This is a genomic window from Brucella sp. JSBI001, assembly GCF_026014005.1.
GTDB lineage: Bacteria > Pseudomonadota > Alphaproteobacteria > Rhizobiales > Rhizobiaceae > Brucella > Brucella anthropi.
Genome location: NZ_CP110339.1, coordinates 2,630,412 through 2,655,287, shown reverse-complemented (window position 1 = coordinate 2,655,287; position 24,876 = coordinate 2,630,412). Strand labels below are relative to the sequence as shown.

Genomic DNA, 24,876 nt, shown 5'->3' with positions numbered 1-24,876 from the left:
AAGTAACGCATCGGCAATCGAAACCTGCTAGATTAGTCTCAGGGGAATAGCAGGTAAGATTTTGATATGGCACGGGTTAAGCCATCCCACGAACGTCGTAGGGAAGAGAGACAGCGTACAAGGCTGCGCTCCGGAAAGATCGTGGGGCTCGATGGGCGTTTCATCATCGAATGCCAGTTCAGCGATATCGCGCCCCATGGCGCCAAGCTGAGAACTGTCGAAGTCCCGACCCTGCCCGAACGCTTCTGGCTGTTTGACGATTATTACGGACGCGCGCTTCTGGCCCGCGTGGCCTGGCGGGATGGTCGTGAAATGGGTGTGGAGCTTGTATCCGACCCGGCGGTCGCACCGCTCGATGACGAGCGCCTCGCCCAGCTTGCAGGAAAATACTATTCGCTGTGACTGACAGGCTCTGCGTTGGCCTGCTTCTCTGACTGCTTGGCCGGTGCCGTCGGTGTCGGCGTGCCGCGCATGTTCATGGCACGGATTTCTTCCGCTGAAATATAGTTGAACTGCTCGACCAGAAGGTCCTTGATGACCGGCTCGGGGAACCGCGCATTGAGATCGGTGATGATCGAGGCACGAACGTCCTCGAAACTCACCTTCTCGACCTCTTTCGTATCCGAATAGCTGCCATAGAATTTACGGAATATCTCATCGTTGATGAAGAATTCGAGCGGCACGGTCAGCTTCTTGCGAATGTTCGAATCGACCGTATAGACAAGCTGCGTCACCACATAACCGGCGACGCCGCCATTCGAGATGATCGGCACGCTCATCACATCTGTCTTGACGTAATCCACGCCGCCAAATCCACTGGTCGCCGCCTGCGCCTCACCCGACGATGAGACGTTCTGGCGAACCGCCAGGAAAAGCGAGCCGAAAGCGACGGCACAAATCCACAGACCGATGGCAATGATGCGGATCATCGTGCGTGACCGAGCCTCACACTCTGCATGCTGTAGGTGCCGTCGGCTTCCTGCGTTTCCAGCGCACCGCGAATGAGATCAGCCAACTCACCGACGGCCCGCAGATGCAGCTGCAGCGCTTCGCAATTCTTCTCAAGCTTCTGCTTCAGGCTGTCGAGCAGCGGCTGAAGCCGCTTCATCGTCGCCGGTTCGGCAGCACTGGCCGCTTTCTTGATCGCTTTGTTGAAATCGTAAAGCCCACGGCTCTTGCGGGAGTTGATTTCCGCCAGATCCGGATTGCCGCCCTCCAGAAGAAGGCGCGTTTCAGTATCGATGACATCTTCCAAACGTTGGATTGCCCGCACGACCGGCTTCAATGTGGGGTTCTCGGCCGGTTCCTCTGCCAGCGCCTGACCCGGTTCGCTCGTGACAGTGACGATTTGCGAATCCTCTGGCGGCAGGCTGTTTTCAGAGCTTGTCTCGGTCATTTAGGGGTCCTCAATTATGAAGCATGGCGGACGCTATGGTTGCGGGCCAATCAGCCGCGCGCGCTGTCCGTATCGCTGTTGTTGTCGAGTTGCTTTTGAATGAGCTTGCGTTCGAAGCCATGCACGATGTCCTTCGATACGCCGTTCTGGCCCACACTTTCTCCCAGATTATTGATCACGTCTCCTAACGCTATCGTCGTCGGCGCGTCTGCCCGCCCGTTGCGCGCCGCCTGTTCCTCAAGCAACTTGGCAATGCCGACACCGCCGCCATCCGCCATCTTGTTTGCCATGGCTTCCGCCATCATGGACTTCCAGTATTCACCGGCAATCCCCTTCCCGAAGGTCGCCGTCGTGTCACTGGTGAACATCGACTGCACGAAGGATTGCAGCATGAAGGCCTCGAACTTGCGATAAGCCGGACTGGCCGCATTCTGCGCATCCGGTCGTACGCTGACCCCAGCCGCAAGGCTGTCGGAAAAGCTGGCGAAATTATCCCGCGTCAGTCCACCACCGGCGGCGGGTGCCGCCATTGCGGCTGCCCCAGTGGATGCCACCATGGTCCCGGATGCGGACGGCGCTCTCAGCCGTTCCGCCGCCATGCGATAGGCTTGCGGATCGGCTGCACGCGCCACGTCCATCACCAGATCTGACGGCGGGTTGATCGCCATGCATCTCTTCCTTCTTTTAGAGCGCGTTTCGATCTGATCGTCCTTGCGCGCATCTTGTCCAAAAATCGCTTCGCACTTTTTGGGATGCGCTTTGTTACTTGCACCATAATGGGTCAAACTTGACTGAAACTTGTGCGTGCGTTCAGCCTCGATTTTGCGCTCAATCAGGGTTTTGCGAGCGATTTGTCGTTTTCCGGCTAATAAATTCCTCGATCAAGCTGGAAAGTTCCCGCCGTTCGCGATCATTTTCAGCATCCGTCAGCCGCTCTTCCAGCAACCCGACACGTCTTTGTTCCTGCAGAAGTGCTTTGCGCTGTGATTCGAGACGCTGCTCGAGCTGCTGCGATTCGGCGGCATTGGTTCCAAGACGCTTGATGAGCAGCGATGGATCGATATCGAGCGTATCGCCATCATAGCGGCGATCCTGCATGGCGATGAGCGCCTCCCGCTCCTCATCCAGCGCGCCCTTGCGTGCATTGGCTGCGGCAAGAGCCTGTTCCAGCCGGGCGCTTCCGAGTTTTTGCAGTTCAATCAGCTTTTTCAGATTGCGTGGATTCGCCATGGCCACCCCTAAAACAGCTCGCGAAGCTGCGTCGCAGTTTCGTTGGTGAAGAAGCGCAGGAGTTCCGGCAGGATGAAATAGACCACCAACAGCCCTCCCCCCAGCACGAATGGCATCGATACGAAGTAAACCGGTATGGTCGGCGTCAGCTTGTTCACCAGACCGATGGCAAAATTGACGAGAATCGCAAAAACGATGAACGGCGCTGCAATACGCAGTGTCGCCAGAAAAGCCGCCGAAAGCGCATCGGTGAAATCGATCATCGCCGCATCGGGGCGGAACTGCCCGTCAACCGGAATGGCCACATAGGAATTGAGCAGCGCCCGGAAGATTTCCAGATGCATATCGGTAATGAAGAACAGGAACAGTGCGCTGAAGGTGACGATGGTGGCAAGTGTCGCCTGCGGTTCACTTTCCGTGATGGCATCGGCAGGCGAGCCGGAATATCCGACTGAAACCGCCATCGTGTTTGCCATGAATTGCAACGCCCAGAAATAGATATGTGCCAGAATACCGATAACCGCGCCGACGAACATCTCGCTCGCCATCAGGCGGAATAGAGTCCACGGCTGCCCGGCATCGACAACGGTAACGATACGCTGCAGCACCAGCGGCAGGACTGCGAATGAACAGGCCAGCGCAATATAGAGCCTGACCTGCAACGGAATGCGCGCACTCGAAAGCCCCGGCATCAGCATCAGGCACGCACCGACCCGGCAGAACGCCAGAACGGCGGCCAGAATGATTTCGTTGAGCGGCAGTTGCGCGACAGGCACTCAAGGCCCTTTCATCGTATGAAGCAATAACTAATCCCCCTCGCCCTTCGATACGCCAAGCCTCGGCAAGCTCGGCTTGGCTCCTGAGGATGAGGGCCGCAGGATCGAAGAACGCCGTCCTCTTACGAAATCGCGCCGAGTGACTTCACCTCCACGCCACGTGCGATTTCGACATGGGACAAGACAGGCAGGGTGGCGAACAGACGCTCGATAATCATGCGAATGTATGGCCGCGCTTCTGGCGAGGAAACCAGCACGAAACGTTCGCCATTGTCGAAATGCTTGCGAATGACGGTGGAGGCCTCGGTGCCAAACTGTTCCAGCAGGCGCGGATCGATGTCGAATTCGACGATTTCACCTTTGGCGTCACGCTTGAGGCTCTGGTGGAAGACCAGATCCCAGCGATTGCCCAGACGCAAAACATTCAGCACGCCATTGTCGGAAAGATCGCCGCAAATCTGCTGCGCCATGCGCATGCGGACATGTTCCACAATCATTTCCGGACGGCGAACAAGCGGTGCGATCTCCGCAATGGCTTCAAGGATCAGATGCAGGTTGCGGATGGAAATGCGTTCGGCGAGCAGCAGCTTGAGCACCGCCTGCAGGCCCGAATAGGAAATATGCGTCGGGCAGATATCTTCCAGAAGCTTGCGATATTCAGAGCCGAGACGGTCCAGCAGAATGCGCATATCCTTGTAGGAAAGAAGCTGGGCCAGATTGTTGCGGACGATTTCGCTCAAATGTGTCAGCAGGACTGAGAGATTATCCACGGTCATATAGCCATCGCGGCGGAGATCGGACGCAAAGGTTTCCGGCACGGAATAGGCGCGCATACCGAAGGCCGGTTCGCGCACTTCCTCACCCGGAATGGATGGGATCGGGCGGTCGCCAAGCACGACAAGCGTTTCACCGACGCGCAGCTCGTGGCTGGCAACGGCCGTACCGTGTATCTTGATGCGATAGCTTTTCGGCGGAAGCGCGATATCGTCCGTGACCTTGATTTCAGGGATGACGAAACCGTATTCCTGCGCGAACTTGCGGCGCATCTTGTTGACGCGATGCGCCAGCTCCTGCTGCGATGCGATCAGGCGGGCGGAAAGCTGCTTGCCGAGGCAAAGTTCGATCTGGTTGGTTTCGAGCGACGCCTTGACGGAATTGCGCTCCTGCTCTTCCGCTTCACGCTGCTTCTTGCCGGCCTCGTTGGCTTCCGCTTCGCGCTGGCGCGCTTGTCGACGGGGTACGGCAATACCGATGAAAGCCATTGCGCCACCGAGCATAAAGAACGGGAAGGCTGGCAGGCCCGGCATAATGCCGAGGACGAAGAGCAGCATCGCCGCAACCAGAAGCGCTTTCGGATAGGCACCCAGCTGACCGAAGATCGCCTGATCGGCAGAGCCGCGTGTGCCGCCCTTCGACACCAGAAGACCGGCGGCAAGCGAGACGATCAGGGCCGGAATCTGTGTGACCAGACCATCGCCGACCGACAGCTTGGTGAAGACATCGGCTGCGTGCGCAATATCCATGTCGTGGCGCGTAGCGCCGATGATGATACCGCCGAAAATATTGACGGCGGTGATGATGAGACCGGCAATCGCATCGCCGCGAACGAATTTCGAAGCACCGTCCATGGAGCCGAAGAAGGAGCTTTCCTCTTCCAGCTCGCGACGGCGGCGCTGCGCTTCCTTTTCATCGATCAGGCCGGACGACAGGTCGGCATCGATGGCCATCTGCTTGCCGGGAATGGCGTCGAGGGTGAAGCGCGCGCCCACTTCCGCGATACGCGTCGCGCCCTTGGTGATGACGAGGAAGTTGACGATGATGAGAATGCAGAAAACGACCAGACCGATAACGAAGTCGCCGCCCATCACGAATTGCGAGAAGCCGTGGATCACATGACCGGCGGCAAGATAGCCTTCATTGCCGTGGGTGAGAATCACGCGTGTCGTCGCGATATTCAGCGACAATCGCATCATGGTGGCGATCAGCAGTACCGTCGGAAAGGCGGAAAAGTCTAGCGGGCGCTGAATCCAGAGCGCAACCATCAGGATCAGGACCGAGAAGGCGATCGAAAACGCCAGACCAATATCCAGCACGACAGCCGGAACAGGCAGGAAAAGCACGGTCAGGATGATGATGATGCCAACCGCCAGCCCCATATCGCTGCCGGTCAGAAGTCCGCTTTTCATCAAGGGTTTAGCCGCTGCCTGCTGCACATCCGTCTCCTGTTTCGGGACGGACCTTAGCTCGCGAAGCTTGCGCGAAGGCTACGTGCTAGAACCCCTTCTCGATACGAGAATAGGCCAGCAGCGTGAAGGAGTTGATCTGCGCACCGACGAACGGCGCGGTCAGGGCCAGCACGACGAAAATGACGATGATCTTCGGCACGAAGGTCAGCGTCATTTCCTGAATCTGCGTCAGCGCCTGGAAAAGTGCGATGCCGATGCCTGCAAGCATGGCGGCAAGCACCGCCGGACCGCTTGCCATAAGCACGGTCCAGATCGCAGAATTGACGATATCAAGCGCGTCAGCTTCGTTCACCGCATCGGTCCTAGCTGATCTTGACGCCTGCGCCGATCATCAGCGTCTTGCCGTCTTCCAGTTCGGCCAGCATGCCGTTGGACTGGATGGTAACGGATTTTACGACGCCCGATATGCTGCCATCGGCATTGGTCAGCGTGCGACCGATCCAGCCTTCGGCCTGTGTCAGAGACGTATTGGCGATCAACGTTTCAAGCTTGCTGTTCATCTGCACGGCCTGCTCGACATTGGAGAAGGTCGCAAGCTGCGAAACATATTGCGTCGCGTCCATGGGCTGCGTCGGATCCTGATTTTGCATCTGGGTCACCAGAAGCTTCAGGAAGGAATTATAATCGACGCTCGCCTTGTTGGCCGCGGAATTGCTGTTGTTCGTCGTGTTGTTATTCGTCGTATTCGTGCCAATCGGCGGTGTCGTGGTCATGGGTTTGCCTCCGCAGATTTCCGGGTCGCAGCCACGGGCAAAACAGGGCTCTCAAGGCCCATCAGTTCGGCCTCGCGTGGATATTGCGCGCGAATTGTCTTGAGCGCCTCGAAAATGCGCCCGTTATGCACCAGCTCGTCGACCAGCTTCAGCGCATTCAGGATTTCCGCATCCTTGAACGTCGAGAACATGCCTTTCAGCATCTGCGCGAAAGTGGAGTGGGCCTGTTCGCGCATGGCCGGTTCGATCAGCATCATCTGCGCGGCGAAATAGAGCTGGCGCAGCGGCGTGGTCGTGTCTTCCGGCTGGAGAACATGGTTTTCCAGAAGGAAGGTCGCATCGTTCAGGAGTTCGAGCGAGACCTTGCGGTCGGCTCTCAGTACGGCACCGTTGATGAAGATTCGTTCGCCCGCGCGCAGCGAAAGGCGAATGGCCGGTTTTCCGTTTGGGGTCATCTCAAAGCCCATCCCGGATCGATTGTGTGATCTCGATCAGCGTGGCGTAATCATTGCTTTCGCCCTGGCGGATGCGCTCGATTTCCTTCAGCACGAAAATACCGACGGAAATGATCGCAGCCTTCAGTTCCTTCGGCAGCACATTTTCCTCGGACCCCAGATCATCGATGATCGTGGTCCAGAGCTTTGTCGTGAAATAGGTCGCATCAATTGCCTCACGCGAGCCGCTGCCATTTGCCTTCGCCGCCTCGAGCATTGCGATGGAACGGTCGAACAATGCCCGCTCCCGTTCCTTGGCGCTCGCCATATCGTCATTCATGACATCTTCGTAGCGCATCTGATACATGGTTTCTCCGTCTATCAGTTCGGACGGGCTCGCATCATGCTGCGTCCGTCCTCATTTCATCTCAACTATCTGAGATAGTTGAGCAGGCTCATATTCTGCAGCTGAACCGTCAGCGAATAGGACGTTTCGATCTGTGTCTTCAGAGCGTTGACGCGTGTCGCCGCTTCATAAGGATCGACTTCTTCCAGATTGAGAACGGACTGGTTCAGGATCTTTTGCTGCGCCACGATGCGCGTGGTTGCAGCTTCGGTGCGCGACTGGGCGAGACCAAGCGTCGTCTGTTGCGACGTCGTTTCGGTGATTGCAGTCGTCGTGGTCTGCATCGCCTTTTCAGTCAGGGCATTGAAAGCGGAATTGTTGAGGCCGATGGTTGCAAATTCGGCCACCATAACCGCCGACATGATGGTCTTGCGGAAACCGTCGGCATTGGCCGAGATCGATGTATCCGCCGTTTCTGTCGGCGAAATACGGCTCTTGATCACCGTGTCCGATGCATCCGACCAGTTTGCGGCCCAGTTGGCATCGTTGAACTCGTCGGCGAAATCACCCTCCAGAAATGCCTTCATTTCATCGCCGGTGATGTTCGCCACCTGCGGATCGTCGATGGCAAAGCCGAAATGCGTCTGAAACGCCTGTCGCACTGCTGTTTGCGCAGCGCTGCCTTCGGTATAGTCGGCAACCGGCTTCACATCGGTGTTCACACCGGCGAAGATATATTCGCCGTTATAGCTGGTGTTGAGCAGACCGGTGACAGAGTTGAGAATGGACTTTGCCGACTTTGCAATCGTGGCAGCGCTTTCAACGGTATTGTTGGCGCCAGTCAGATCACCCAGAAAATTCTGCGTGTTCTCGATGATCGTCCCGGCAGCGGTCTGCGTCGCATTCATGCGCTGCTGCACCAGCTTGTTCATGTCTGTCAGCACGGTCAGACGGTCATATTCCTTGCGCAACGATACGGTCTGGCCAGACTTGGAGCCAAGCGACAGGCCGACATCGAACACGGTTCCCGTGGTCGCTTCCTGCTGCGCCTTCAACATCTCGGCCTTGTTCTTCGCCACAAGGGCTCGCAGGGCTGACGTTGCGCCATAGGTGGAAATCGATTGCGCTTTCATTGGCCTCACACCGCGTTGAGAAGATCGTCGAGCATCGCGCTGATCGTGGTCAGCACCCGGCTCGATGCCTGATAGGAATGTTCAAGATCGAGAAGCAGCGCCATTTCGGTATCCATATCGACACCGTTGGCGTTGGAGAGGGCTGTGTCTGCCTGACCGGCAACCGTCGCATTATAGGAGAATTCGCTGTTGGCCTTCTGGCGCTTGCCTTCAAGCCAGCTGATCGACGATGAGCTGTAGTCCGTCAGGCTGGAGTTTGTCGCCAGACCCGCCACCGAATTAAAGGTCATCGGCTCCGAGAATGCTTCGTTGAGCGCACGCAGGCGATCACTGAAACCTGCCCCACCTTCAGTATTGTATTTGTAGTCAGGCCCGTTGGCCCCACCGTCGCGCAGAAGAAGTGAGCTGCCGCCTTCAGACGTAACGAAAGCCGAAGACACCTTGATGGTGCCTGCAATACCTGCCGAAAGGCCTGCACCAGGAACATCCGGCGATCCGCCCCAGCTGAACAGGCCCGTCTTGTCCGCGCCAACACCGGTCTGGTCGCTTTCAGCGAACATCGTCACCAGATTGCGTGCAATTTCGTCAAGCTGCATCTGGTATTGCGGGGCGATCTGGTCACGCAACTGCAGCAATCCGCTCAGGCGGCCCGTTCCATAAGGCTGGTCGAACGTCTCGTGGTTGAGCGGAACGCCATCCACCAGCACTGCCTTGCCGGCAATACCCGGCGCCAGCACAGTCGATTGCTCGAAGCTCACCTTGCGCGCCGTGGTCTCGAAGAGTGTCACGCCGTTTTCGGCAAAAATGACCATGTCATTATCGCCGCGCATCATGGTGGTGATGCCGATCTCGCCGGAAAGCTGCTTCAGGATCGAGTCGCGCTGATCCATGTAGTCGGAGACATCGCGATTGGCGCGCGTACCGCCGACGATCTCCTGATTGATCTTTTCGAACTTGGCGAGAAGATCATTGATGTTGGCGACGGAATCCGCGATTTCACGGTCCGCATCATTGCGCAGCGACTGAACCTGCTTGGTTCCGGCATTGAGCGCATTGGCAAGCGATTGCGCCGTGGAAACAACACTGTCGCCAAGCGCGCTGTTGGACGGAGAAGCGGCAAAGGTCTGGAGTGCATCGCGCAAATCGCCGATCAGCGCCGATGGCGAACCGGAATAATTATCTGCCGAATAAAGCGACGAAAGGCGGTCAAGCCCGCCTGCGAGAATGGAAGAGGAAGAAGCCGTACTGTTGGACTGGATGAACTTGTTGAACAAGGCTTCATCCGCCGACCGGCTGATGCCCACGTAAAGAGAACCGTAGGGCCCCGATACGAGAGAAGCCGTGCGCCGGGAATAATCCGGATCGTTGGCGCCCGCAATATTGCGAGAGACAACGGAGGTCTGCTTGGACGTTGCCGCAAGCGAACTTTTGGCCGTCAGAAGAGCAGAACTAAGCGACATCTTACCCCATCCTACAAGTGCATCCCCGAAAAGCGCGAAGCGGTCTCGCGTCCGGAAATGCGGCTAAAACAAACACTTGGAAAGCCCCTGATAATTCCGCTTATATCGGAACTGCCCCAGCGTGCGTGGACCGTGCCTGTTGCCTGAACGGTCCGGATTCTCAATGCGCTAGTGGTCTGATTCCGACATTTGCGTCCCTCTGATACAGGCGCCGAGCAAATGTCGGAATCGCAAAGACCACTAGTTCCGGGGAAGGCTTCTTTGCCATCCCCGGAATCGTCTCGATTTATCTCTTCAGATTGACCAGCACGTCCATCAGTTCGGAGCCGGTCTGGAAGACTTTCGAATTGGCTGTGTAGCTGCGCTGCGCCTCGATCATGTCGGTCAGCTCCTGCGCGATATCGGCGTTGGATTCCTCCAATGTGCCCGACATGATCTTGCCCAGACCTTTACTCTGGGGATAGCCGAGATTGACCTCGCCCGATTCCGCGCTCGGCAGGAACACGTTGCCGCTCACAACCGTCATGCGATCAGGGCTTGCCACATTGGCCAGCGGAATGCGCGCCAGAACCTTCTGCGTGCCGTTTTCGTAGATGGCGACGACCGAACCGTCATTGGCCACATCCACGCCCTTGACCGCAGATGGTGCCTGACCGTTAATCTGCGCCTGCGAAATGGTGTAGTCACCCGCGCGCTGCGTCGATGCTCCCAGATTAAGGTTGAGGTTCTGGCCGCCATAAGGCCCAAGATCGACCGCAATGCCACCTGCAGACGTCATGTCGCCGGTGGTCGGATCGAATGTCAGCGCTGTCGGGCCGCCAACCACCACATTGTCAGCAGCATTCTTGACCGTGACGCTCCATTCATCCGCGCCGGTCTTGGTGAAATAGACGTCGAGCGTGATCTTCTCGCCCTTATCATTATAGGAGATCAGCGACGTCTTGTGATTGAACTCGCCAGCTGCCGGGACCTGATCGGTAGACGGCAAATTAACGGTGAAGTTGCCCGACGTGCTGGCCTCGGCAGGAAGTGCGGCGCTGTTGACATTGATGATGTTCAAACCGGGAACCGTCAGGGCGCCAGCCGGGTCGTTCGGGCCCGCGCCCAACAGATAATAGCCGGCTGAGTTGACCAGATTGCCGTTCTTGTCGGGAACGAAGGAGCCAGCACGGGTCAGGAAGGTCGAGCCGTCCGCTCCCTGCACCACAAAATAGCCGTTGCCGTCGATGGCAAGGTCTGTCGTGGACGATGTGGAGCGGATGCCGCCCTGGTCGGAAATGCCGTAACGAACATCAGTCAGAACGCTGCCGGAATTATACTGTCCGCCAGTGCTGGGCAGAACGAGCGACGAAAACTGGGTTTCCGCACGCTTGTAACCGACGGTGCTCGCATTCGCGATGTTGTCAGCGACCGCCGACAGGCGGTTCGCCTGCGCGTTCATTCCCGAAACACCGGTCCGCATCATACCGTAGAGGCTCATTGGCAGCTCCTGATTAGTTGTAGCAACCAGCTCAAAGTCCGAAACCATCGGGCTGGAATTCGTAAAACCGAGCGACTGAATCGGCACACCGACCCAATCATCCGCGGTAAAGCTAATGGACCACGCTTGCGTGAAACTGTAGCCTCGGGATTTTCTACGCTTTTACTGAGGAGACAGGCGCGATTTCAGAAATCCGGAAATGTGCTCGAAATCGCGATACTGGGATTATGAAGATGCAGCAATATCACTCGATATTGATGCAGTAGCCGAGGAAGCGCTTGGAATCGATCGGATCGAAACCCATCTGCTCACGCAGCTTTTTCCGCAACTTACTGATATGGCTTTCAACGACGTTCTCTTCGACTTCACTGTCGAAGATGCCGTAGATCGCGCTGAAAATCTGCGCCTTGTTGAGGCGGCGACCGCGATTGGCGATCAAATATTCCAGGATGCGGCGCTCGCGACGCGGCAGTGGAAAATCGATGCCATTGATCTGCGGATCACGACCATCGGAGAAAACACGGATCGGACCGAGCTCCGTGCCGCTGTCATTGGAAGCAGCTGATGCACCTGCACGGCGGCGGATCGCATTGATGCGCGCAAGGATTTCACGCACATGCACCGGTTTGCGAACAACATCGTCAACCCCGGATTGAAACAGCTCAAGTGTATGTTCAAGCGAGGGGCGATCGTTGACGGCGATGACGGGCGCCTTGCAGCGTTCACGAATCCGGGCTGGAAGGCGATGCTGATCTGCACATTCGCCGATCAGAAAAGCTTCGACAGCCATAATATCCTGTTGTGGAACGCTCTCGACCCATTCGTCGAAATCGGTAGGGGTAAAACCTGTTGTCGTGATGCCTTCGCGACCGAACCAGGAAGAGTATCCTTCAGTCACTATGTCTCTGTCGTCTACGACAACAATCATCGGCCCGCCTTCCGAATCAATATGTTAGCCCAAGCACGATAGGAATAACTGGCAGGAGGAATCAGCAACAATGGCAATTAATTGCCCGCAATATATTGGGAGGTAATTTAGTATATTCTAATTTAATGGGAATCGCACTGATTGCAATGCGCCTACCTCTTTAGCCGTAAGAACCTTAACCAGATGTTAACGGCTCACGAACTTTTACGATTCTTTACAAGGGCTTAAAAATCCACGTGCTAATTTAGCGCCCACCGGGCTCGGCAATCATAGGTTGAGTATAGGCAAGCCGGGTGTATCTGACGTTCTGTTACAACCTGTAAAATTCCAAGGGATCCCTGTTCAGCCGAAGCAGAAGCTTCGCGCCTGTGGCGTCCAGTTTCCGAAGCCGGTGGCGACCATATTCGTCATCACGCGACAGACATAACGCTTCTGGGCGGGGTCGTTGTTCGGGCCTGCGTGATAGCGCGCAACCGCCATCGTCCAGTTGCCCTCGCGCTGTCGAAGCTGCCGCAGAAAACGCGCCGCATAATCAACATTGAGGCTCGGCATCAGCATCGCGGCGACCGACGGAAATTCCTTGCCGTGATAATAATAGTTGATCTGCATGCAACCGAGGTCGACCAGCTTCGCACCTTCGGCCCGCACTTCCTCGAAGCGTCTTACCGCCGCCATTTGCGATGGCATAAATTCGGCACGGCCTTCAATATTCATCGCATAAGGTTGCAGCGAGTTCTTGCGACCGGTTTCCGTGAGGCCGACCGCGTAGAGTATGCCAAGCGGCACATCGTAGCGGGCGGATGCCCGGTGCATTTCACGCTCGCAGATATTTTCGGCGCGGGCCGGGCTGCTATCAGACAACCAGGCCGCGGCCATCATTGCGAGAAATGCCGCTCCCGCTGTCCTGAGCGGTTTGCATGTCCGAACGCTCGCGTCCTGCCTGACCGGATTCGCCATTCTGCCTGCCCTCGCCGCCCATAAAACCCGCCTGTGCCTCAGCGCCGTTTCGCCCGTCGAAGCCCTGCTGCATGTTGAAAGCTTGCTGCTGGCCCGGTTGCTGGCCACTCGCCTGTTGCTGGCTCGCATTCTGCGATGCCTGTGCCTGCTGGACGGCACCTGCCGCGTTGCGGTCAGCGACTGTCACCGAAATTTTCGCATCGTCTGCAATGCCCGCCGCTTTCAGTGCTTTCTCAATCATCGAGCGGTCAGCGGCGAGCGCTTCCGCCGCATGGGTCTTTTCAGCGACGAGATGCACCTCGATACCTTCCGACGCCACACGGATACGCGCCGTCACCGCTCCAAGCTCAACCGGATCGAGCCTGATCTGCAAGGTCTTGACCGTTCCGAAGCTGCGCTCGGAAACCACCTGAATGTCGGCTATCCGGGCTGCTGCCTGCGATGGCGTGGTGGCTGCCTTGATGTCTGCAGGCGCGTTACCCTTTGCGGGTGGCTGCTGCTGGATATCGGTTCTGTCAGGCATTTGACCCGACTGCTGCTGTGCCGACCCCTTATCAGTTTTCAGAAGACTGGCGAGATCGTCCGAAGTGTTTTCGGCCTGATTGTCGCCAGTAGCCTTCAGTGCGTCCTGATTGATTGCCTGATCCGGTTTGGTGCTGGCCGTCGGGATTGCTGCAGCCTTCGAAGGCACTGTTTCAGGCGTACGCTTCTTCAGATCGGCCTGCAGCTCGCGCCCCTGCCCCTCGACCTGTTTCGGATCGATGTCTTTAATTAAGGCAGAAAGCGGATCGGGGGCATTTGTGTCGTTTTTTGCAGTATTCGGCGTGGAAAAACTGTGATTTGCCCCTTTCAATTCAGGCGAAGAAGCGTCCAAAGAAAGGAGATTTTGTGGCAGGGCAAACAGAGCGACCGGCTTTGAACCTTCCTCATCCTTCGCCTCTGTCTCGTCCGAACCCGCATTGGCTTCGCTGTCGCTCTTCTTTTCGACCTTGCCCTGAGGCTTTTCGAGAAGCGAACTGAACAATTTTACCGGGTCAGCATTATCCTGTGCCTCGCCCTCGGCTTTTGCCTGGGAAGGACCCGAATTTCGGGCGAGCGAAGCAAGTCGGCTGGTGGAATTCAGCAAAATATCAATGCTCATTGAACGGTCTTTCCTAGCAAGGCATCGATCTCGGCGAGCTTGCGCCGCGCATCTTCCATCGTTTTCTGCAAATCGTCTTCCGGCTGGTTCTTGACCGGCTTCATGCTAACCGCCGCCGGGGTCGGCTCAGGTTTTACGGCCTCATGCTCCTGCGAATCCGCCACTGCCATTGGCGGCACATCCCGTTCGGTGAGAGCGGGTTTTGCAGGCGGCAAAGCATCTGGAGTGCGTGTAACCACCGTGCCGACCGCTTCAGCGGCCTTCAACAATTTCCGGTCACGCTCCTGCAATTTGTCGGGTGAAATCTGCGACAGTTCACGCAGCGCACTGCCCGCCGAATCCGAAGCCACATCGCTTGCCGCCGCATAAAGATTGGCGCGGGTAGGGTCGGCCTTCAGCCTGTCAGCAAGTTTCTTCGCCTCTGCCGACATGAAACGCGCCCGTTCCGTCTGGCCATCAACGAGCGCACCGCGCGCGATTTGCAGATAAAGCGAATATTGCATCACCGGATCAGCAGAGCCGATCAGTTTTGCCAGCTCCGCATTGCCGATACGGTCGTTGAGTTTCACCGCAGCATCAACAAATTGCGCCATGAAATCGCGCATATAGGGCGAACGCGGAAAGCGCTGGAGATAGTTGCGCGACAGGAGCCTGATCTTGTCGGCATCGCCGAGCTTGGCCGCAATCGGCATCGAACGGCGGATTGCCGCTTCCTCAAACAAGGTGCCCGGCGCATCGAGCCGCACCTGATCAAGCCGCATCAAGGCCGTCGCTGGGTCGAAGGCGGTCATCTGGCTCGCGGTGACAAGCACGATGGATGCCTGCAGTTCCGCCGGAACATCAGGCGAAAGCGGCACCGAGAAAAGCTTCACGACTTCGATCGTCTGGCCGGAAGCATAGGCCAATGCGCCCTTGACCAGCTCCGGCGGCACGGCATCGGTCTTGAGGTCGGCAAGAACCTTGCGCACCGCTTCCGGATTGCCGCCGTTGAAGAGATAGATGATCGCCGCGTAGACATTTTCCGGATTGCTCCAGACGTCATTCGACGCTCGGCCCATATCCGCGCTGACAAAGCCCAGAAGCTTGTTCAGCATCACCACTGCTTCCGGTTTTCCGGCGACGACCTGATCCTGCAGCATGCGCAGCGAACGCACGAGCTTGTAAGGCTCCAGCACCGGCAGCGCGCGGGTCTCAGCCGGTGCCTGCGTTTGCGCAAAGACTGGATAGGCCGCTCCCATCAGGGAGAAGCCTGCAACACATGCCAGCAAAGAGCGCATGGCGAGCTGCATCATGGAGCGGATTTCAGGAAAATATCGATGCGGCGGTTTTCAGCCGCATTCGGATCGCTGGCGTTCTTGGGCTGACGGTCAGCATAGCCTTCAACGCGCAGCACACGCTTTTCATCGAGCCCGCCGCGAACCAGCATGTAATAAGCCATCTGCGCCCGCGCCGAAGACAGACGCCAGTTATCATAGGTCGCGCTCTTGAACGGGCGCGCATCCGTATGCCCACTGATGATGACTTCACCCGGCTGGCGGGAAATCACCTGCGCTATACGCTCCAGCATCTGCACCACCCGCGCATCCGGCTTGGCCGAGCCGATGGTGAACATGCCATAATCGATCTTGTCGGTGAGCTGGATCATCACACCGCCATCGACCGGAACGACCGTCACATCCGGCATTGGCTCGGCCTTCTTCGCCTCAACCCCGTCTTTCGCGGCTTCGCCCTCAGCTGCCTTCTTCAGGTCGGCAATGAGCTGCTCCTGCGTTTCTGCAGGCTTTGCAGCTTCCTCCGGCTTCGGCTGTGCTGTTTCCGACTTGGGTGGTGCGGCAGGCGCAGCATCGGGCGGGGTCAGGTCATCGACAGCCTTGCTCGACCAGTAATCCGGGCTGAACGGATCGCGATAGGCTTCACCGCCTTCGGCACCCGTTGCCGGACCGGATTGCGAGGTACCGCCATCGCCCTTGGCCGACTGGTTCTGCAGAACACCGGTTTCATGAGCCAGTTCCGAGAGGACCGCATAGGGTTCGCGGAAAAGCTGGCGCTCTTCCTGGTCGCTTGGCGGCGCAACCGTCGTATCGTTGATGACCTTCGTGCTGTTTTCGATCTTCTGGTCGCTCTCATAGCGAACCTTGCCGTCTTTTTCCTCGACGTCCTGCACGCCCTTGGAGCTTGAATGCCGGTCCATCAGCTTGACGGGGTTGAAATAGCTGGCAACCGCTGCCTTGGTTTCCTCATTGGCGGCATTGATGAGCCACATGACGAGGAAGAAGGCCATCATTGCAGTCATGAAGTCGGCATAGGCGATCTTCCATACGCCACCATGATGGCTGTCATGATCGTCGTGCCCGCCCCGGCGAACAATGATGATCTCACGTTTGGTTTCGGGATCGATGCTCATTGAACCGCAGCCTTCAATTCTTCAAGAAGCGGCGCGATGCGCGTTTCAAGCTTCCGGTCGCCAAAGGAAAAGGAAAGTTCTTCCGCCCCGGTTTCTGAAAACCGGCAACCATGCGGCAACAGGGCCGCATGATCGCGAAGCGGCGCAATCAGTCGCGCCGGACCGGAGATTTCCGGTGCTTCGCCATCGAGCGCCAGCGCCGCAATGCGCCGCGCAAATTCCGCGACCGCCTCACGCTCCATCTTTTCCGCCAGCAAAGGCATCAGGATTTCGGCGATCTGACCGGAAAAGTTTCGTTCAAGCGCGGTCAGCGCTTCGGTCAGACTACCCGCCAAGAGCAAGGTCTGCTCACGCGAAAATGCAGCGCGCAATGTCTCGATCTCGGCCTCATGCTCGCGCAAAAGCCGCGTCTTTTCAGCTTCGTAAAGCGCCTGGGCTTCCCGGTGGCCGTCCTCACGCCCTGCTTCGAATGCCAGGCGCTTTTCTTCCTCGATGGCGATGATGGCGGCGACTTCGGCCTGCTCGGCAGCGGCGGCTTTCTCAGCCGAAACGGGACGCTTCGCTCCATCGCCGCCTGCCTGCGGCGGGGGTGTGTCTTTCAGCGGCATCTGCGGCGCAGGCGCAGCAATGATCTCGATCGCCTCATCCTCGATATGATGGGTCGAAAAGTCGGGAAGATAACGGCTGAGGGAAAGCGCGCTCATCGTCAGGCCGCCTCAAGCTCCGGCATGGCCGAAGCCTTTACGGCCGATTCCCTCAATGGTTGGGCTTCGCGGCTGGCGGCGGTTTCGTGAATCCACTGCTTGAGAATGGAGGCGACGCGCTCCTCATCCATGTCGATCATCTGCTCCAGACGTAGCTTGGCAGGCATGCGCATGCGCTGGCGAAGATCGCTGAGGCTGGTCTTCATCTGATCGGCATAGGCCTCCGGCCCACCGATGACAGCCTGCACGCCTTCACCAGCCGCCTGACCGCCGACGAAATTCGGCATTGCCACTTCACTCGTCTCGCGGACTGCCACTTCCGTGCCGGTTGGCTTGGCATTCTGGTCACGCAGCAGCGGACGCAGACCGAACCAGATCAGGAGACCAACGGCGGCAAGGATTGCAAGCGCATTGACATAGGAGCCGCTCTGGCGAAGCACAGTATCAGTCCACGGCGTGGAGACCGGCTCCATATCGGCACCGGCAGGGTCGAGGAAGTTTACCGCCGTCACATTGATGACATCACCGCGATCCGCATTGAGACCGGCAGCCGTTGCAACGAGGTCGCGGATCTTGGTGATCTGCTGATCGACGAAATTGGCAGGCGGCGGCGTGGTACCCGCAGTTTCCAGAAGGCGCGCCTGATCGATGACCACGGCAATGGACAGCCGCTTGACGGCATAGCCGTCGCTGACGGTGGAGACTGTCTTGCTGTTCATTTCGTAATTGGTCAGCTCCTCGCGGCGGTCGGTCTTTTCCGTCGAGCTTTCGCCGTTGCGGTTCTGGATTTCTTCCTGCGGAATGTTCTGTTCCACACCGGTTGCATTGTCGTTACGATTGTTGCGGGAATCGCCGCTTTCACGGACAACACGTACGGAACGCTCGACGCGGGATTCAGGATCGTAAGTCGTCTCGTTGATCTGGCGGCGGTCCGTATCGAGTACGGCCTGAACGCTTGTCTGGAAATGGCCGATGCCAAGATAAGGCGCCAGCGCCTTGCGGATGCTGTCATCCACATTGCCTGCAACCTGCTGTTCCAGCGAGGCGGTCATGAGGGCTGCGCCATTGGCAGCTTCGCCAGCCGATGCCAGCAGACGCCCGTTGGTGTCGAGAACAGTGACGGCGGAAGCATCGAGCGACGGGACGGCGGCAGCGACCAGCTGGCGGATGGACTGTGCGGATTCGGCAGCAAAGCCGCCTTCGGCGCGGATGACGACCGAGGCGGACGGCTTCTGGTCGCCACGACGGAACGAGCCTTTTTCTGCCATGACTATGTGAACGCGCGCGGCTTTCACACCACGAATGGCCTGGATGGTGCGGGCGATTTCGCCTTCAAGCGCACGCACGCGGGTGATTTCCTGCATAAACGAGGTGAGGCCGAGCGAACCCATATTGTCGAACAGCTCGTAACCGGCATTGTTCGAGGTCGGCAGGCCCTTTTCAGCCAGATACATGCGGGCATTTTCAGCCTTGCCGATGGGCACGAGGATGGACGAGCCGTCAGCCTTCACGTCGAAAGGAATGCCTGCTTCACCGAGCGCAAGACCCATGCGGTTCACGTCGTCACGCGAAAGGCCGACATAGAGCGTCTCGTAGGATGGGCGGCTCAGATAGATGCTCGTATAGAGGATCGCGCCCATGAGTGCCGCGCCCACCAGTCCGAGCGCGATGAGTTTTCGCGCGCCGAGCTTGCCGAGCGTACCCTTGAGCTGTTCGATCAATTGCTGGAAATTCTGCTGCATCCACACCACCGCCATAATGATGGATGCAAACTAGCCCGCGAAGCTTGCGCGAAAGTGGCGGCTGATGAAGCAAGCGCTTTCTAATGCATGTCTCCCAAAAGTGGGAACCGCCTTCGCGGGGGACTCAGTCCACTGGACTGATTTCTGGTCCCGCTACGATGGGATAAAGACATGCATAAACAAAAGTTTAAAGCGGGTCGTAAGAGTACGATAAAACGCGACACGCTTTAATACAGAAATGAGCGCAAAGAATTGGGGCGCGGAATAAATCCCGCGCCCCGTTTTCCGCCCAAAGACATCCGATCCGATCAGGTCGGTTCGGATGCGAACCCCTGATTTACCTGAGAACTCGCGAGCGCCGGCAACCCGGCGCCCTTGCTGTCTACTCAGTTACGATTAGCCGCGGAACAGCGACAGGATCGACTGGTTCGACGAGTTGGCAATCGACAGAGCCTGAACGCCGAGCTGCTGCTGAACCTGCAGAGCCGACAGACGTGCCGATTCCTTGTTCATGTCAGCGTCAACGAGCGTGCCAACGCCCTTTTCGATGGAGTCCTGAAGACCCGACAGGAAGCTCTTCTGGCTGTCGATCTGCGACTTGGCTGCACCGAGGGTCGCTGCGCCGGTAGCCAGCGAAGCAAGAGCGGTTTCAACCGTGTTCAGAGCCGTGCCGATAGCAGCGTCGTCCGAGCCGGAAGTGAAGAAACCCGTACCCACGATCGTAGCGACCATGGTCTTCGCATCGGTGTCGGCAGCGGCAACGGTGATCTTGTCAACCGTGACGGTAGCACCAGAACGATTGTACGAAGCAACAACGTCGAGATCGGCGGTCGGGCCGTTCAGCAGGTTGGAACCAGCGTAATTGGCATTGCTGAGAGCAGAGTTGATGTTGGAAACGATCGACTTGATTTCAGTTTCGATCTTGGTCTTGTCTTCCGTGCTCGCACCCAGAGCCGAAACAAGCTTGGTCTTGATGTCGTCAACCGATTCACGGATCTTGTTGATCGCGGAATAAGCGGTATCGACCTTGCCTGCGCCGAGGCCGAGAGCGTCCTGAACAGCCGAGTTGGCCTTGTTGTCGGACTTCATCGACGTCGCGATGGACCAGTACGAAGCATTGTCCGAAGCTTCCGAAATGCGGAGGCCGGTCGAGATACGGTTCTGGGTCGATTCCAGTGCCTTGTTGGTCGAGGAAAGCGTCTGGAGAGCGGTCAGAGCCGACGAATTTGTAAGAATGCTAGCCATAGTTTTTTGCCCCTTGGGAAAAACAATCTGAGGGACAGGCCGGGTTTTGGATTACCGGCATGGTGGAGCGGCATCATGCCTGTTGCCGCGTAACGCGCGGAAACCCACCATGAGCCGACAGTTAGAACCCAAACATTAAATAAAGGCTAATTTATTCAGTCGAAATTTAACGGATTCGCGGATTCCGATGCAGAAACTTGACTGGCACGGTTCGAAGCGTACCAAAATGGGTCAGGAGAAGGAGCGTATGAGGCTTCCGACCAGAATATTCCAGCCATCGATCAGCACGAAGAACAGAATCTTGAACGGCAGCGAGATCACCGTCGGCGGCAGCATCATCATACCCATCGACATGGTGAGCGTCGCCACGACGAGGTCGATCACCAGAAATGGCAGCACGATCAGGAAGCCGATTTCAAAACCGCGCCGCAGTTCCGAGATCATGAAGGCTGGAACCAGCACGCGGAAATCAACGATGCCATCATCGCCGGTGCGGAAAGACGGATCGGCGAGATCTTCAAAGAGCCGCAGATCCTTGTCGCGCACCTGCCCCATCATGAATTCACGGAAAGGCTGCGATATTTCACCGAATGCAGCTTCCTGTGTGATTTCATTGCGCATCAGGGGCTGCACGCCATTGTTCCAGGCCCGGTCGAAGGCGGGCGCCATGACATAGAAGGTCATGAACAGGGCAAGCGAGATCATCACCATGCTGGCAGGCGCGGTCTGGAGACCAAGCCCCGAACGCAAAAGCGAAAAAGCGATGGCAAAACGCGTGAAGCTCGTCACCATGATGAGCAGGCCAGGCGCAATGGAAAGCACCGTCAGCAGTCCGAACAACTGCACGATCTGGCCGCTCGCAGCACCACTGCCCGCAGGCAGCAGATTGTCGAGCGTCAGCGGCTGCTGCGCCTGCGCGGAAACGGTGAGAGCGAGCGTCAGGAGAACGCCAAGACCAAGAAGTTTTTTCATTCTACGACCAGTGCCGAAATGAAAACGCGTTCGACAGCGCCTTCCGAACGCAGGCGCGCGCGTTCTTCCAAATCGGAGCGCAAATAGGCAAGCCCGGCCGCGCCCTGCAATTGCATGAGGTTGACGCTGCGCAGGAAGCTCAGGAAATCATCGCCGACGCTTGCCGCCACCGCCGCCGGAATTTCATGGCCCGGTTTTGCCACCAGCGAGGCTTCGAGACGCACCCAGGTGTTCTGCGGAATGCCGAGATTGGTGATGATCGGCTGCAGGGGCACGACGGTGCCGATGGAACGCGATTCGAAGTCGCCCTGCTTCGGCTTGTCTTCCTTGCCGGAAGGTTTGGCCGATGCCAGCTGATCGGCGGAAATCATGCCGCCCAGATACCAGCCGCCACCGCCCGCGATGACGGTCAGAACCGCGACGGCCGCCAGCAGCCCCGTCAGGGAGCCTTTCGCCTTACCGTCTTTTTCCGTTGCCGTCGTGTCACTCATGCTCAGCGCCCTAGAACGGAGAAACCTGATCGAGAATCTGCTGGCCGTAAGGCGGCTGCTGAATCTCGCTCAGACGTCCGCGGCCACCATAGGAAATGCGGGCCTCGGCAATCTTGTCATAGGAAATCGTGTTATTGCCGGAAATATCGCGCGGACGCACGACACCGGCGACATTCAGCACGCGCAGCTCATTGTTAACGCGCACTTCCTGCGACCCGCGGATGATCATGTTTCCATTGGGCAGCGTATCGGTGACGATGGCCGCAACCTGCAGGCGGATATCTTCACTGCGCTCGATGGTGCCCTTACCCTTCGACTTGCTGTCGGAATGGGTGTTGAGAGAAGCATCCATGTCGCCGCCGGCACCGGCACCCGTGCTGCTGCTCGTGGCAAACGAACCACCGGCACCGTAAATGCCCTTCGATACACGCTCGCGATCCGTCTTGTTATCGAGATTGGCGCGGTCGTTGATTGAAATGATGACGGTCAGGACATCACCCGGCGTCGCCGCACGCGGATCCTTGAAGAAATTGGTCGAACGCTGGTCCCAGAGCGAATAGGTCGCCTTGCTCGGACGCGTCGGATAGCCGTTGAACTGCGGATTGTTCTGCATACCAAGATGGGCCGCAACCGGGGACAGATCGGGTGCCCGACCGATTTCCTCCGGCTTGGTGGCACAACCGGCCAGAAGAACCAGTACTGCTGCTGCAAGGGTTGCTTTGTTCATGCTGTTTTTCATTGAACCGTATTCCCGGACTGCGCCGCAGCGCGCTGATCCCTGCCCGACTGATCCTTCACAGCCTGCGGTGCAGTCGTCGTGCGCTGCGAACCGACGATGACGCGGGCCAGCTTGGCCGCCTTTTCCGGCGGCATTTCATTGAGGATGATACTGGATACGCGCGGGTTGAGCTTGAGGATCAGGGCTGCCGCCGCTTCGTCGCCAATCAGCGCCATCTGCGCCGCCGCTGCATCGGGCTTCATTTTCGAGATGATGTCGACCAGCGAATCCTGCGCCTTGCTGACAAACTCGTCGCGGCGCTTCAGCCACATTTCATATTCCCGGCGCTTTTCCTCAAGCGCACGCATCCGTTCCTCGACATCGGCCTTCAGCTCGGTCAATTGCTTGGCCTGCAGCGCATAGCGGGCGTCCGCCGCCTGATCGTCGATATTGCCGCAGAACTTGCGGATTTCATCGAGGTTGCCAAGCGGCGGCGAAGAAGCAAGCTGCTGTGCCGCCGATGCCTCTACCGGTACTGGAGCGGGCGTCGCCGCCTGCTGCGCCAATGCCGGAGCAGAGGCAGCCAGAAGCAGCGCTACTGCCGAACCATACCGGATCATTTTATGAGCCATGGTCATTGCACCACCAGTTCCGCATGAAGCGCGCCGGATGTCTTGATAGCTTGCAATATTGCGATGATGCCGGTCGGCTTCACGCCGATCTGGTTCAGGCCCTTCACCAGATTTTCAAGATTTGCGCCGGTCAGAATGCCAATCTTGGCGTTCTGCTGGTTGACGGCGATATCAGTGTTCGGTTCGACAGCCGTTACACCATCGCTGAACGGCTCTGGCTGAACGACCATCGGGGTTTCTGTTACACGAACCGTCAAGCTGCCATGGCTGATCGCTACTTTGGAGATACGCACCTTCTCGCCGATGACGACAGTTCCAGTCCGTTCGTCAACCACCACACGCGCCACTTCGTCAGTCGTGATCGGCAGGCCTTCAAGTTCCGCAAGAAAGCGCGCGGCAGGCACGTTCTTCGGACGCGACAGGCGGATCGTCTTGGCATCACGCGCAATAGCGACACCGCGACCGTAACGGCGCTTGGCGAAGACATTGATCGTGTCGGCAGCGCGCACGGCAGTGGTGAAATCAGGATCGCGCAGCTCGACGATCATTTCGGTTTCCTTGCCGAAATTACCCGCCACTTCGCGTTCGACCAGCGCGCCATTGGGGATGCGACCGGAAGTCGGCACACCCTGCGTCACGCTTGCGGCTTCACCTTCCGCCGCGAAGCCGGACACGATCATGTTGCCCTGTGCAACGGCATAAATCTGATTGTCGGCACCCATGAGCTGGGTCATGACCAGTGTGCCGCCCTGCAGCGACGTCGCATCGCCGAGCGACGATACCGTCACATCGATGCGCGAACCGGCCCCGGCAAAGGCGGGCAGGTTCGCTGTCACGATGACCGCAGCCGTGTTTTTCGAGCGGGTGGAGTTGCGCGGCGCGCTGATGCCGAGATTATCCAGCATGGCGCGCATGGACTGTTCGGTGAACGGCGAATTGCGCAGGCTGTCCCCGGTGCCCTTGAGGCCGATGACAAGACCATAGCCCACAAGCTGGTTTTCACGCACGCCCTGAATGGTGGCGATATCCTTCAGGCGCGCAACCGCGCTTCCCCGGCCAAGTTCGGCATAGGCCATTTTCGACGGATCGCCACCCGAGCCAAGCCAATCGGCATCGGCATCCACTGCGGAACCAAATTCCCGCGCATTCTTCGACGACTCGTCCGCAAATCCTGCAACAGGCTGGAAAACGAGCGCCAGGACGGCGAACAAAGTAGCAATCTGGGCGGCGCAAGTCTTTCTCACTGCATCCCCACCTGAATGCGCCCATTGGCCAGCACAGTGCCGGACACGATGATGCCGCTGTCGACGTTACGAACCTTGATGAAATCGCCAGCCGCACCGGATTCGAGCGGTGTGCCCATGGCGGTTATGGTCAGCGTACCGGCGGTAAAGACCAGCGGTGCCGGAACACCGCGTGTAACCAGAGACGGCTCCCCCAATGCGGAAACGAGGATCGGCTTGCCGGGGAGCAGCGTCTTGCGCGCCACCTTGCCTGCCGCCTGATCCGGGGACAGCACATATTGGGTCGCCGCCGGCGCGTTGATGAAGAACTGCTTCTCCAGCAATGCCGTATCGCTTACGATCTGGCCGGGATAGACGGTGGCCGAAGGCACCACAAAGGCGATGCGGTCTGCCGCACTTGCGCCAGCCATTGCGGCAAGCAGGAAGCCACCGGCAAGAACCAGCCTTTTCTTTTGAAAGATCGCCTTCACACAGCCCATCGCCA

At 58.0% G+C, this 24,876-nt stretch carries 28 protein-coding genes; 1 reads left to right on the top strand and 27 read right to left on the bottom strand.

Annotation, left to right across the window (positions count from 1 at the left end; genetic code table 11):
* Positions 1-66: 66 nt before the first annotated feature.
* The gene (locus tag LJ361_RS12550; RefSeq protein WP_010660757.1) at positions 67-402 is read left to right on the top strand and encodes a PilZ domain-containing protein; all 336 of its coding nucleotides are present in this window, start codon (positions 67-69) and stop codon (positions 400-402) included.
* Here the strand turns inward: LJ361_RS12550 and LJ361_RS12545 are convergent.
* The 27 genes from LJ361_RS12545 to flgA form a co-directional block, all read right to left on the bottom strand.
* Entirely contained in the window at positions 390-929 is a 540-nt protein-coding gene (locus LJ361_RS12545) for a hypothetical protein (protein ID WP_010660756.1), read from the bottom strand. The genes LJ361_RS12550 and LJ361_RS12545 overlap by 13 nt on opposite strands.
* On the bottom strand, positions 926-1,396 hold the full coding sequence (locus LJ361_RS12540; RefSeq protein ID WP_010660755.1) for a hypothetical protein: 471 nt from the start codon (positions 1,394-1,396) through the stop codon (positions 926-928). Before LJ361_RS12540 ends, LJ361_RS12545 begins: the two co-directional genes overlap by 4 nt.
* A 50-nt stretch (positions 1,397-1,446) precedes the next feature.
* On the bottom strand, positions 1,447-2,064 hold the full coding sequence (locus LJ361_RS12535; RefSeq protein WP_010660754.1) for a rod-binding protein: 618 nt from the start codon (positions 2,062-2,064) through the stop codon (positions 1,447-1,449).
* A gap of 160 nt (positions 2,065-2,224) precedes the next feature.
* Positions 2,225-2,626, bottom strand: coding sequence for a hypothetical protein (locus tag LJ361_RS12530; protein WP_151616132.1), 402 nt, complete (start codon positions 2,624-2,626; stop codon positions 2,225-2,227).
* Between the two features lie 8 nt (positions 2,627-2,634).
* Positions 2,635-3,402 (bottom strand): flagellar biosynthetic protein FliR, encoded by a 768-nt coding sequence (fliR, locus tag LJ361_RS12525; protein ID WP_151576797.1) that lies wholly within the window; start codon positions 3,400-3,402, stop codon positions 2,635-2,637.
* A 122-nt stretch (positions 3,403-3,524) separates the two neighbouring features.
* Positions 3,525-5,588 (bottom strand): flagellar biosynthesis protein FlhA, encoded by a 2,064-nt coding sequence (gene flhA / locus LJ361_RS12520; protein WP_010660751.1) that lies wholly within the window; start codon positions 5,586-5,588, stop codon positions 3,525-3,527.
* An 85-nt stretch (positions 5,589-5,673) separates the two neighbouring features.
* Positions 5,674-5,940, bottom strand: coding sequence for a flagellar biosynthesis protein FliQ (gene fliQ, locus LJ361_RS12515; RefSeq protein ID WP_006469393.1), 267 nt, complete (start codon positions 5,938-5,940; stop codon positions 5,674-5,676).
* Between the two features lie 10 nt (positions 5,941-5,950).
* A complete protein-coding gene (gene flgD, locus LJ361_RS12510) occupies positions 5,951-6,361 on the bottom strand; it encodes a flagellar hook assembly protein FlgD (protein WP_010660750.1) in 411 nt (136 codons plus the stop codon).
* Positions 6,358-6,816 (bottom strand): flagellar biosynthesis repressor FlbT, encoded by a 459-nt coding sequence (gene flbT, locus LJ361_RS12505; protein WP_012093496.1) that lies wholly within the window; start codon positions 6,814-6,816, stop codon positions 6,358-6,360. Before flbT ends, flgD begins: the two co-directional genes overlap by 4 nt.
* Position 6,817: 1 nt before the next feature.
* Positions 6,818-7,162, bottom strand: coding sequence for a flagellar biosynthesis regulator FlaF (flaF, locus tag LJ361_RS12500; RefSeq protein WP_010660748.1), 345 nt, complete (start codon positions 7,160-7,162; stop codon positions 6,818-6,820).
* A gap of 65 nt (positions 7,163-7,227) precedes the next feature.
* Positions 7,228-8,274, bottom strand: a complete 1,047-nt coding sequence (locus tag LJ361_RS12495) for a flagellar hook-associated family protein (protein WP_010660747.1) — start codon at positions 8,272-8,274, stop codon at positions 7,228-7,230.
* Positions 8,275-8,279: 5 nt separating this feature from the next.
* The gene (gene flgK / locus LJ361_RS12490; protein ID WP_010660746.1) at positions 8,280-9,734 is read right to left on the bottom strand and encodes a flagellar hook-associated protein FlgK; all 1,455 of its coding nucleotides are present in this window, start codon (positions 9,732-9,734) and stop codon (positions 8,280-8,282) included.
* A 286-nt stretch (positions 9,735-10,020) separates the two neighbouring features.
* A complete protein-coding gene (locus tag LJ361_RS12485) occupies positions 10,021-11,214 on the bottom strand; it encodes a flagellar hook protein FlgE (protein WP_010660745.1) in 1,194 nt (397 codons plus the stop codon).
* A 244-nt stretch (positions 11,215-11,458) separates the two neighbouring features.
* Positions 11,459-12,142, bottom strand: a complete 684-nt coding sequence (gene ftcR, locus LJ361_RS12480) for a flagellar transcriptional regulator FtcR (protein ID WP_010660744.1) — start codon at positions 12,140-12,142, stop codon at positions 11,459-11,461.
* Between the two features lie 342 nt (positions 12,143-12,484).
* Positions 12,485-13,021, bottom strand: coding sequence for a transglycosylase SLT domain-containing protein (locus LJ361_RS12475; RefSeq protein ID WP_010660743.1), 537 nt, complete (start codon positions 13,019-13,021; stop codon positions 12,485-12,487).
* On the bottom strand, positions 12,996-14,240 hold the full coding sequence (locus LJ361_RS12470; RefSeq protein WP_010660742.1) for a flagellar hook-length control protein FliK: 1,245 nt from the start codon (positions 14,238-14,240) through the stop codon (positions 12,996-12,998). Before LJ361_RS12470 ends, LJ361_RS12475 begins: the two co-directional genes overlap by 26 nt.
* Complete coding sequence (locus tag LJ361_RS12465) at positions 14,237-15,478, bottom strand: chemotaxis protein (protein ID WP_376787382.1); 1,242 nt, start codon at positions 15,476-15,478, stop codon at positions 14,237-14,239. Before LJ361_RS12465 ends, LJ361_RS12470 begins: the two co-directional genes overlap by 4 nt.
* 50 nt (positions 15,479-15,528) lie before the next feature.
* Entirely contained in the window at positions 15,529-16,644 is a 1,116-nt protein-coding gene (locus LJ361_RS12460; protein ID WP_010660740.1) for a flagellar motor protein MotB, read from the bottom strand.
* A complete protein-coding gene (locus LJ361_RS12455; RefSeq protein ID WP_264811639.1) occupies positions 16,641-17,348 on the bottom strand; it encodes a hypothetical protein in 708 nt (235 codons plus the stop codon). The genes LJ361_RS12460 and LJ361_RS12455 overlap by 4 nt, the downstream gene beginning before the upstream one ends.
* A 2-nt stretch (positions 17,349-17,350) precedes the next feature.
* Positions 17,351-19,105: a flagellar basal-body MS-ring/collar protein FliF gene (gene fliF, locus LJ361_RS12450; RefSeq protein ID WP_010660738.1), complete on the bottom strand. Its 1,755-nt coding sequence runs from the start codon at positions 19,103-19,105 to the stop codon at positions 17,351-17,353.
* 381 nt (positions 19,106-19,486) lie between these two features.
* A complete protein-coding gene (locus tag LJ361_RS12445) occupies positions 19,487-20,335 on the bottom strand; it encodes a flagellin (RefSeq protein WP_010660737.1) in 849 nt (282 codons plus the stop codon).
* 231 nt (positions 20,336-20,566) lie between these two features.
* Positions 20,567-21,307, bottom strand: a complete 741-nt coding sequence (gene fliP / locus LJ361_RS12440; RefSeq protein ID WP_010660736.1) for a flagellar type III secretion system pore protein FliP — start codon at positions 21,305-21,307, stop codon at positions 20,567-20,569.
* A complete protein-coding gene (locus LJ361_RS12435) occupies positions 21,304-21,798 on the bottom strand; it encodes a flagellar basal body-associated FliL family protein (RefSeq protein ID WP_010660735.1) in 495 nt (164 codons plus the stop codon). The genes fliP and LJ361_RS12435 overlap by 4 nt, the downstream gene beginning before the upstream one ends.
* Positions 21,799-21,808: 10 nt before the next feature.
* Positions 21,809-22,537 (bottom strand): flagellar basal body L-ring protein FlgH, encoded by a 729-nt coding sequence (flgH, locus tag LJ361_RS12430; protein ID WP_264811638.1) that lies wholly within the window; start codon positions 22,535-22,537, stop codon positions 21,809-21,811.
* Positions 22,534-23,154 carry a MotE family protein gene (locus LJ361_RS12425; protein WP_010660733.1) on the bottom strand — a complete coding sequence of 207 codons (621 nt, stop codon included), beginning with the start codon at positions 23,152-23,154 and terminating at the stop codon, positions 22,534-22,536. The genes flgH and LJ361_RS12425 overlap by 4 nt, the downstream gene beginning before the upstream one ends.
* A complete protein-coding gene (locus LJ361_RS12420; RefSeq protein WP_012093512.1) occupies positions 23,151-24,392 on the bottom strand; it encodes a flagellar basal body P-ring protein FlgI in 1,242 nt (413 codons plus the stop codon). The genes LJ361_RS12425 and LJ361_RS12420 overlap by 4 nt, the downstream gene beginning before the upstream one ends.
* Positions 24,389-24,871, bottom strand: a complete 483-nt coding sequence (gene flgA / locus LJ361_RS12415; RefSeq protein ID WP_010660731.1) for a flagellar basal body P-ring formation chaperone FlgA — start codon at positions 24,869-24,871, stop codon at positions 24,389-24,391. Before flgA ends, LJ361_RS12420 begins: the two co-directional genes overlap by 4 nt.
* Between the last annotated feature and the right edge of the window lie 5 nt (positions 24,872-24,876).

Coding starts and splice junctions, on each gene's coding strand:
- flgK (WP_010660746.1), bottom strand. CDS start 9,734: ATGTCGCTTAGTTCTGCTCTTCTGACGGCCAAAAGTTCGCTTGCGGCA.
- LJ361_RS12445 (WP_010660737.1), bottom strand. CDS start 20,335: ATGGCTAGCATTCTTACAAATTCGTCGGCTCTGACCGCTCTCCAGACG.
- flgA (WP_010660731.1), bottom strand. CDS start 24,871: ATGGGCTGTGTGAAGGCGATCTTTCAAAAGAAAAGGCTGGTTCTTGCC.
- LJ361_RS12550 (WP_010660757.1), top strand. CDS start 67: ATGGCACGGGTTAAGCCATCCCACGAACGTCGTAGGGAAGAGAGACAG.
- LJ361_RS12535 (WP_010660754.1), bottom strand. CDS start 2,064: ATGGCGATCAACCCGCCGTCAGATCTGGTGATGGACGTGGCGCGTGCA.
- LJ361_RS12485 (WP_010660745.1), bottom strand. CDS start 11,214: ATGAGCCTCTACGGTATGATGCGGACCGGTGTTTCGGGAATGAACGCG.
- LJ361_RS12455 (WP_264811639.1), bottom strand. CDS start 17,348: ATGAGCGCGCTTTCCCTCAGCCGTTATCTTCCCGACTTTTCGACCCAT.
- LJ361_RS12425 (WP_010660733.1), bottom strand. CDS start 23,154: ATGACCATGGCTCATAAAATGATCCGGTATGGTTCGGCAGTAGCGCTG.
- LJ361_RS12540 (WP_010660755.1), bottom strand. CDS start 1,396: ATGACCGAGACAAGCTCTGAAAACAGCCTGCCGCCAGAGGATTCGCAA.
- LJ361_RS12435 (WP_010660735.1), bottom strand. CDS start 21,798: ATGAGTGACACGACGGCAACGGAAAAAGACGGTAAGGCGAAAGGCTCC.
- fliF (WP_010660738.1), bottom strand. CDS start 19,105: ATGGCGGTGGTGTGGATGCAGCAGAATTTCCAGCAATTGATCGAACAG.
- LJ361_RS12470 (WP_010660742.1), bottom strand. CDS start 14,240: ATGAGCATTGATATTTTGCTGAATTCCACCAGCCGACTTGCTTCGCTC.
- LJ361_RS12465 (WP_376787382.1), bottom strand. CDS start 15,478: ATGGGAGCGGCCTATCCAGTCTTTGCGCAAACGCAGGCACCGGCTGAG.
- fliP (WP_010660736.1), bottom strand. CDS start 21,307: ATGAAAAAACTTCTTGGTCTTGGCGTTCTCCTGACGCTCGCTCTCACC.
- LJ361_RS12530 (WP_151616132.1), bottom strand. CDS start 2,626: ATGGCGAATCCACGCAATCTGAAAAAGCTGATTGAACTGCAAAAACTC.
- flaF (WP_010660748.1), bottom strand. CDS start 7,162: ATGTATCAGATGCGCTACGAAGATGTCATGAATGACGATATGGCGAGC.
- LJ361_RS12460 (WP_010660740.1), bottom strand. CDS start 16,644: ATGAGCATCGATCCCGAAACCAAACGTGAGATCATCATTGTTCGCCGG.
- ftcR (WP_010660744.1), bottom strand. CDS start 12,142: ATGATTGTTGTCGTAGACGACAGAGACATAGTGACTGAAGGATACTCT.
- flbT (WP_012093496.1), bottom strand. CDS start 6,816: ATGACCCCAAACGGAAAACCGGCCATTCGCCTTTCGCTGCGCGCGGGC.
- flgD (WP_010660750.1), bottom strand. CDS start 6,361: ATGACCACGACACCGCCGATTGGCACGAATACGACGAATAACAACACG.
- LJ361_RS12545 (WP_010660756.1), bottom strand. CDS start 929: ATGATCCGCATCATTGCCATCGGTCTGTGGATTTGTGCCGTCGCTTTC.
- flhA (WP_010660751.1), bottom strand. CDS start 5,588: ATGAAAAGCGGACTTCTGACCGGCAGCGATATGGGGCTGGCGGTTGGC.
- flgH (WP_264811638.1), bottom strand. CDS start 22,537: ATGAAAAACAGCATGAACAAAGCAACCCTTGCAGCAGCAGTACTGGTT.
- LJ361_RS12495 (WP_010660747.1), bottom strand. CDS start 8,274: ATGAAAGCGCAATCGATTTCCACCTATGGCGCAACGTCAGCCCTGCGA.
- LJ361_RS12475 (WP_010660743.1), bottom strand. CDS start 13,021: ATGATGGCCGCGGCCTGGTTGTCTGATAGCAGCCCGGCCCGCGCCGAA.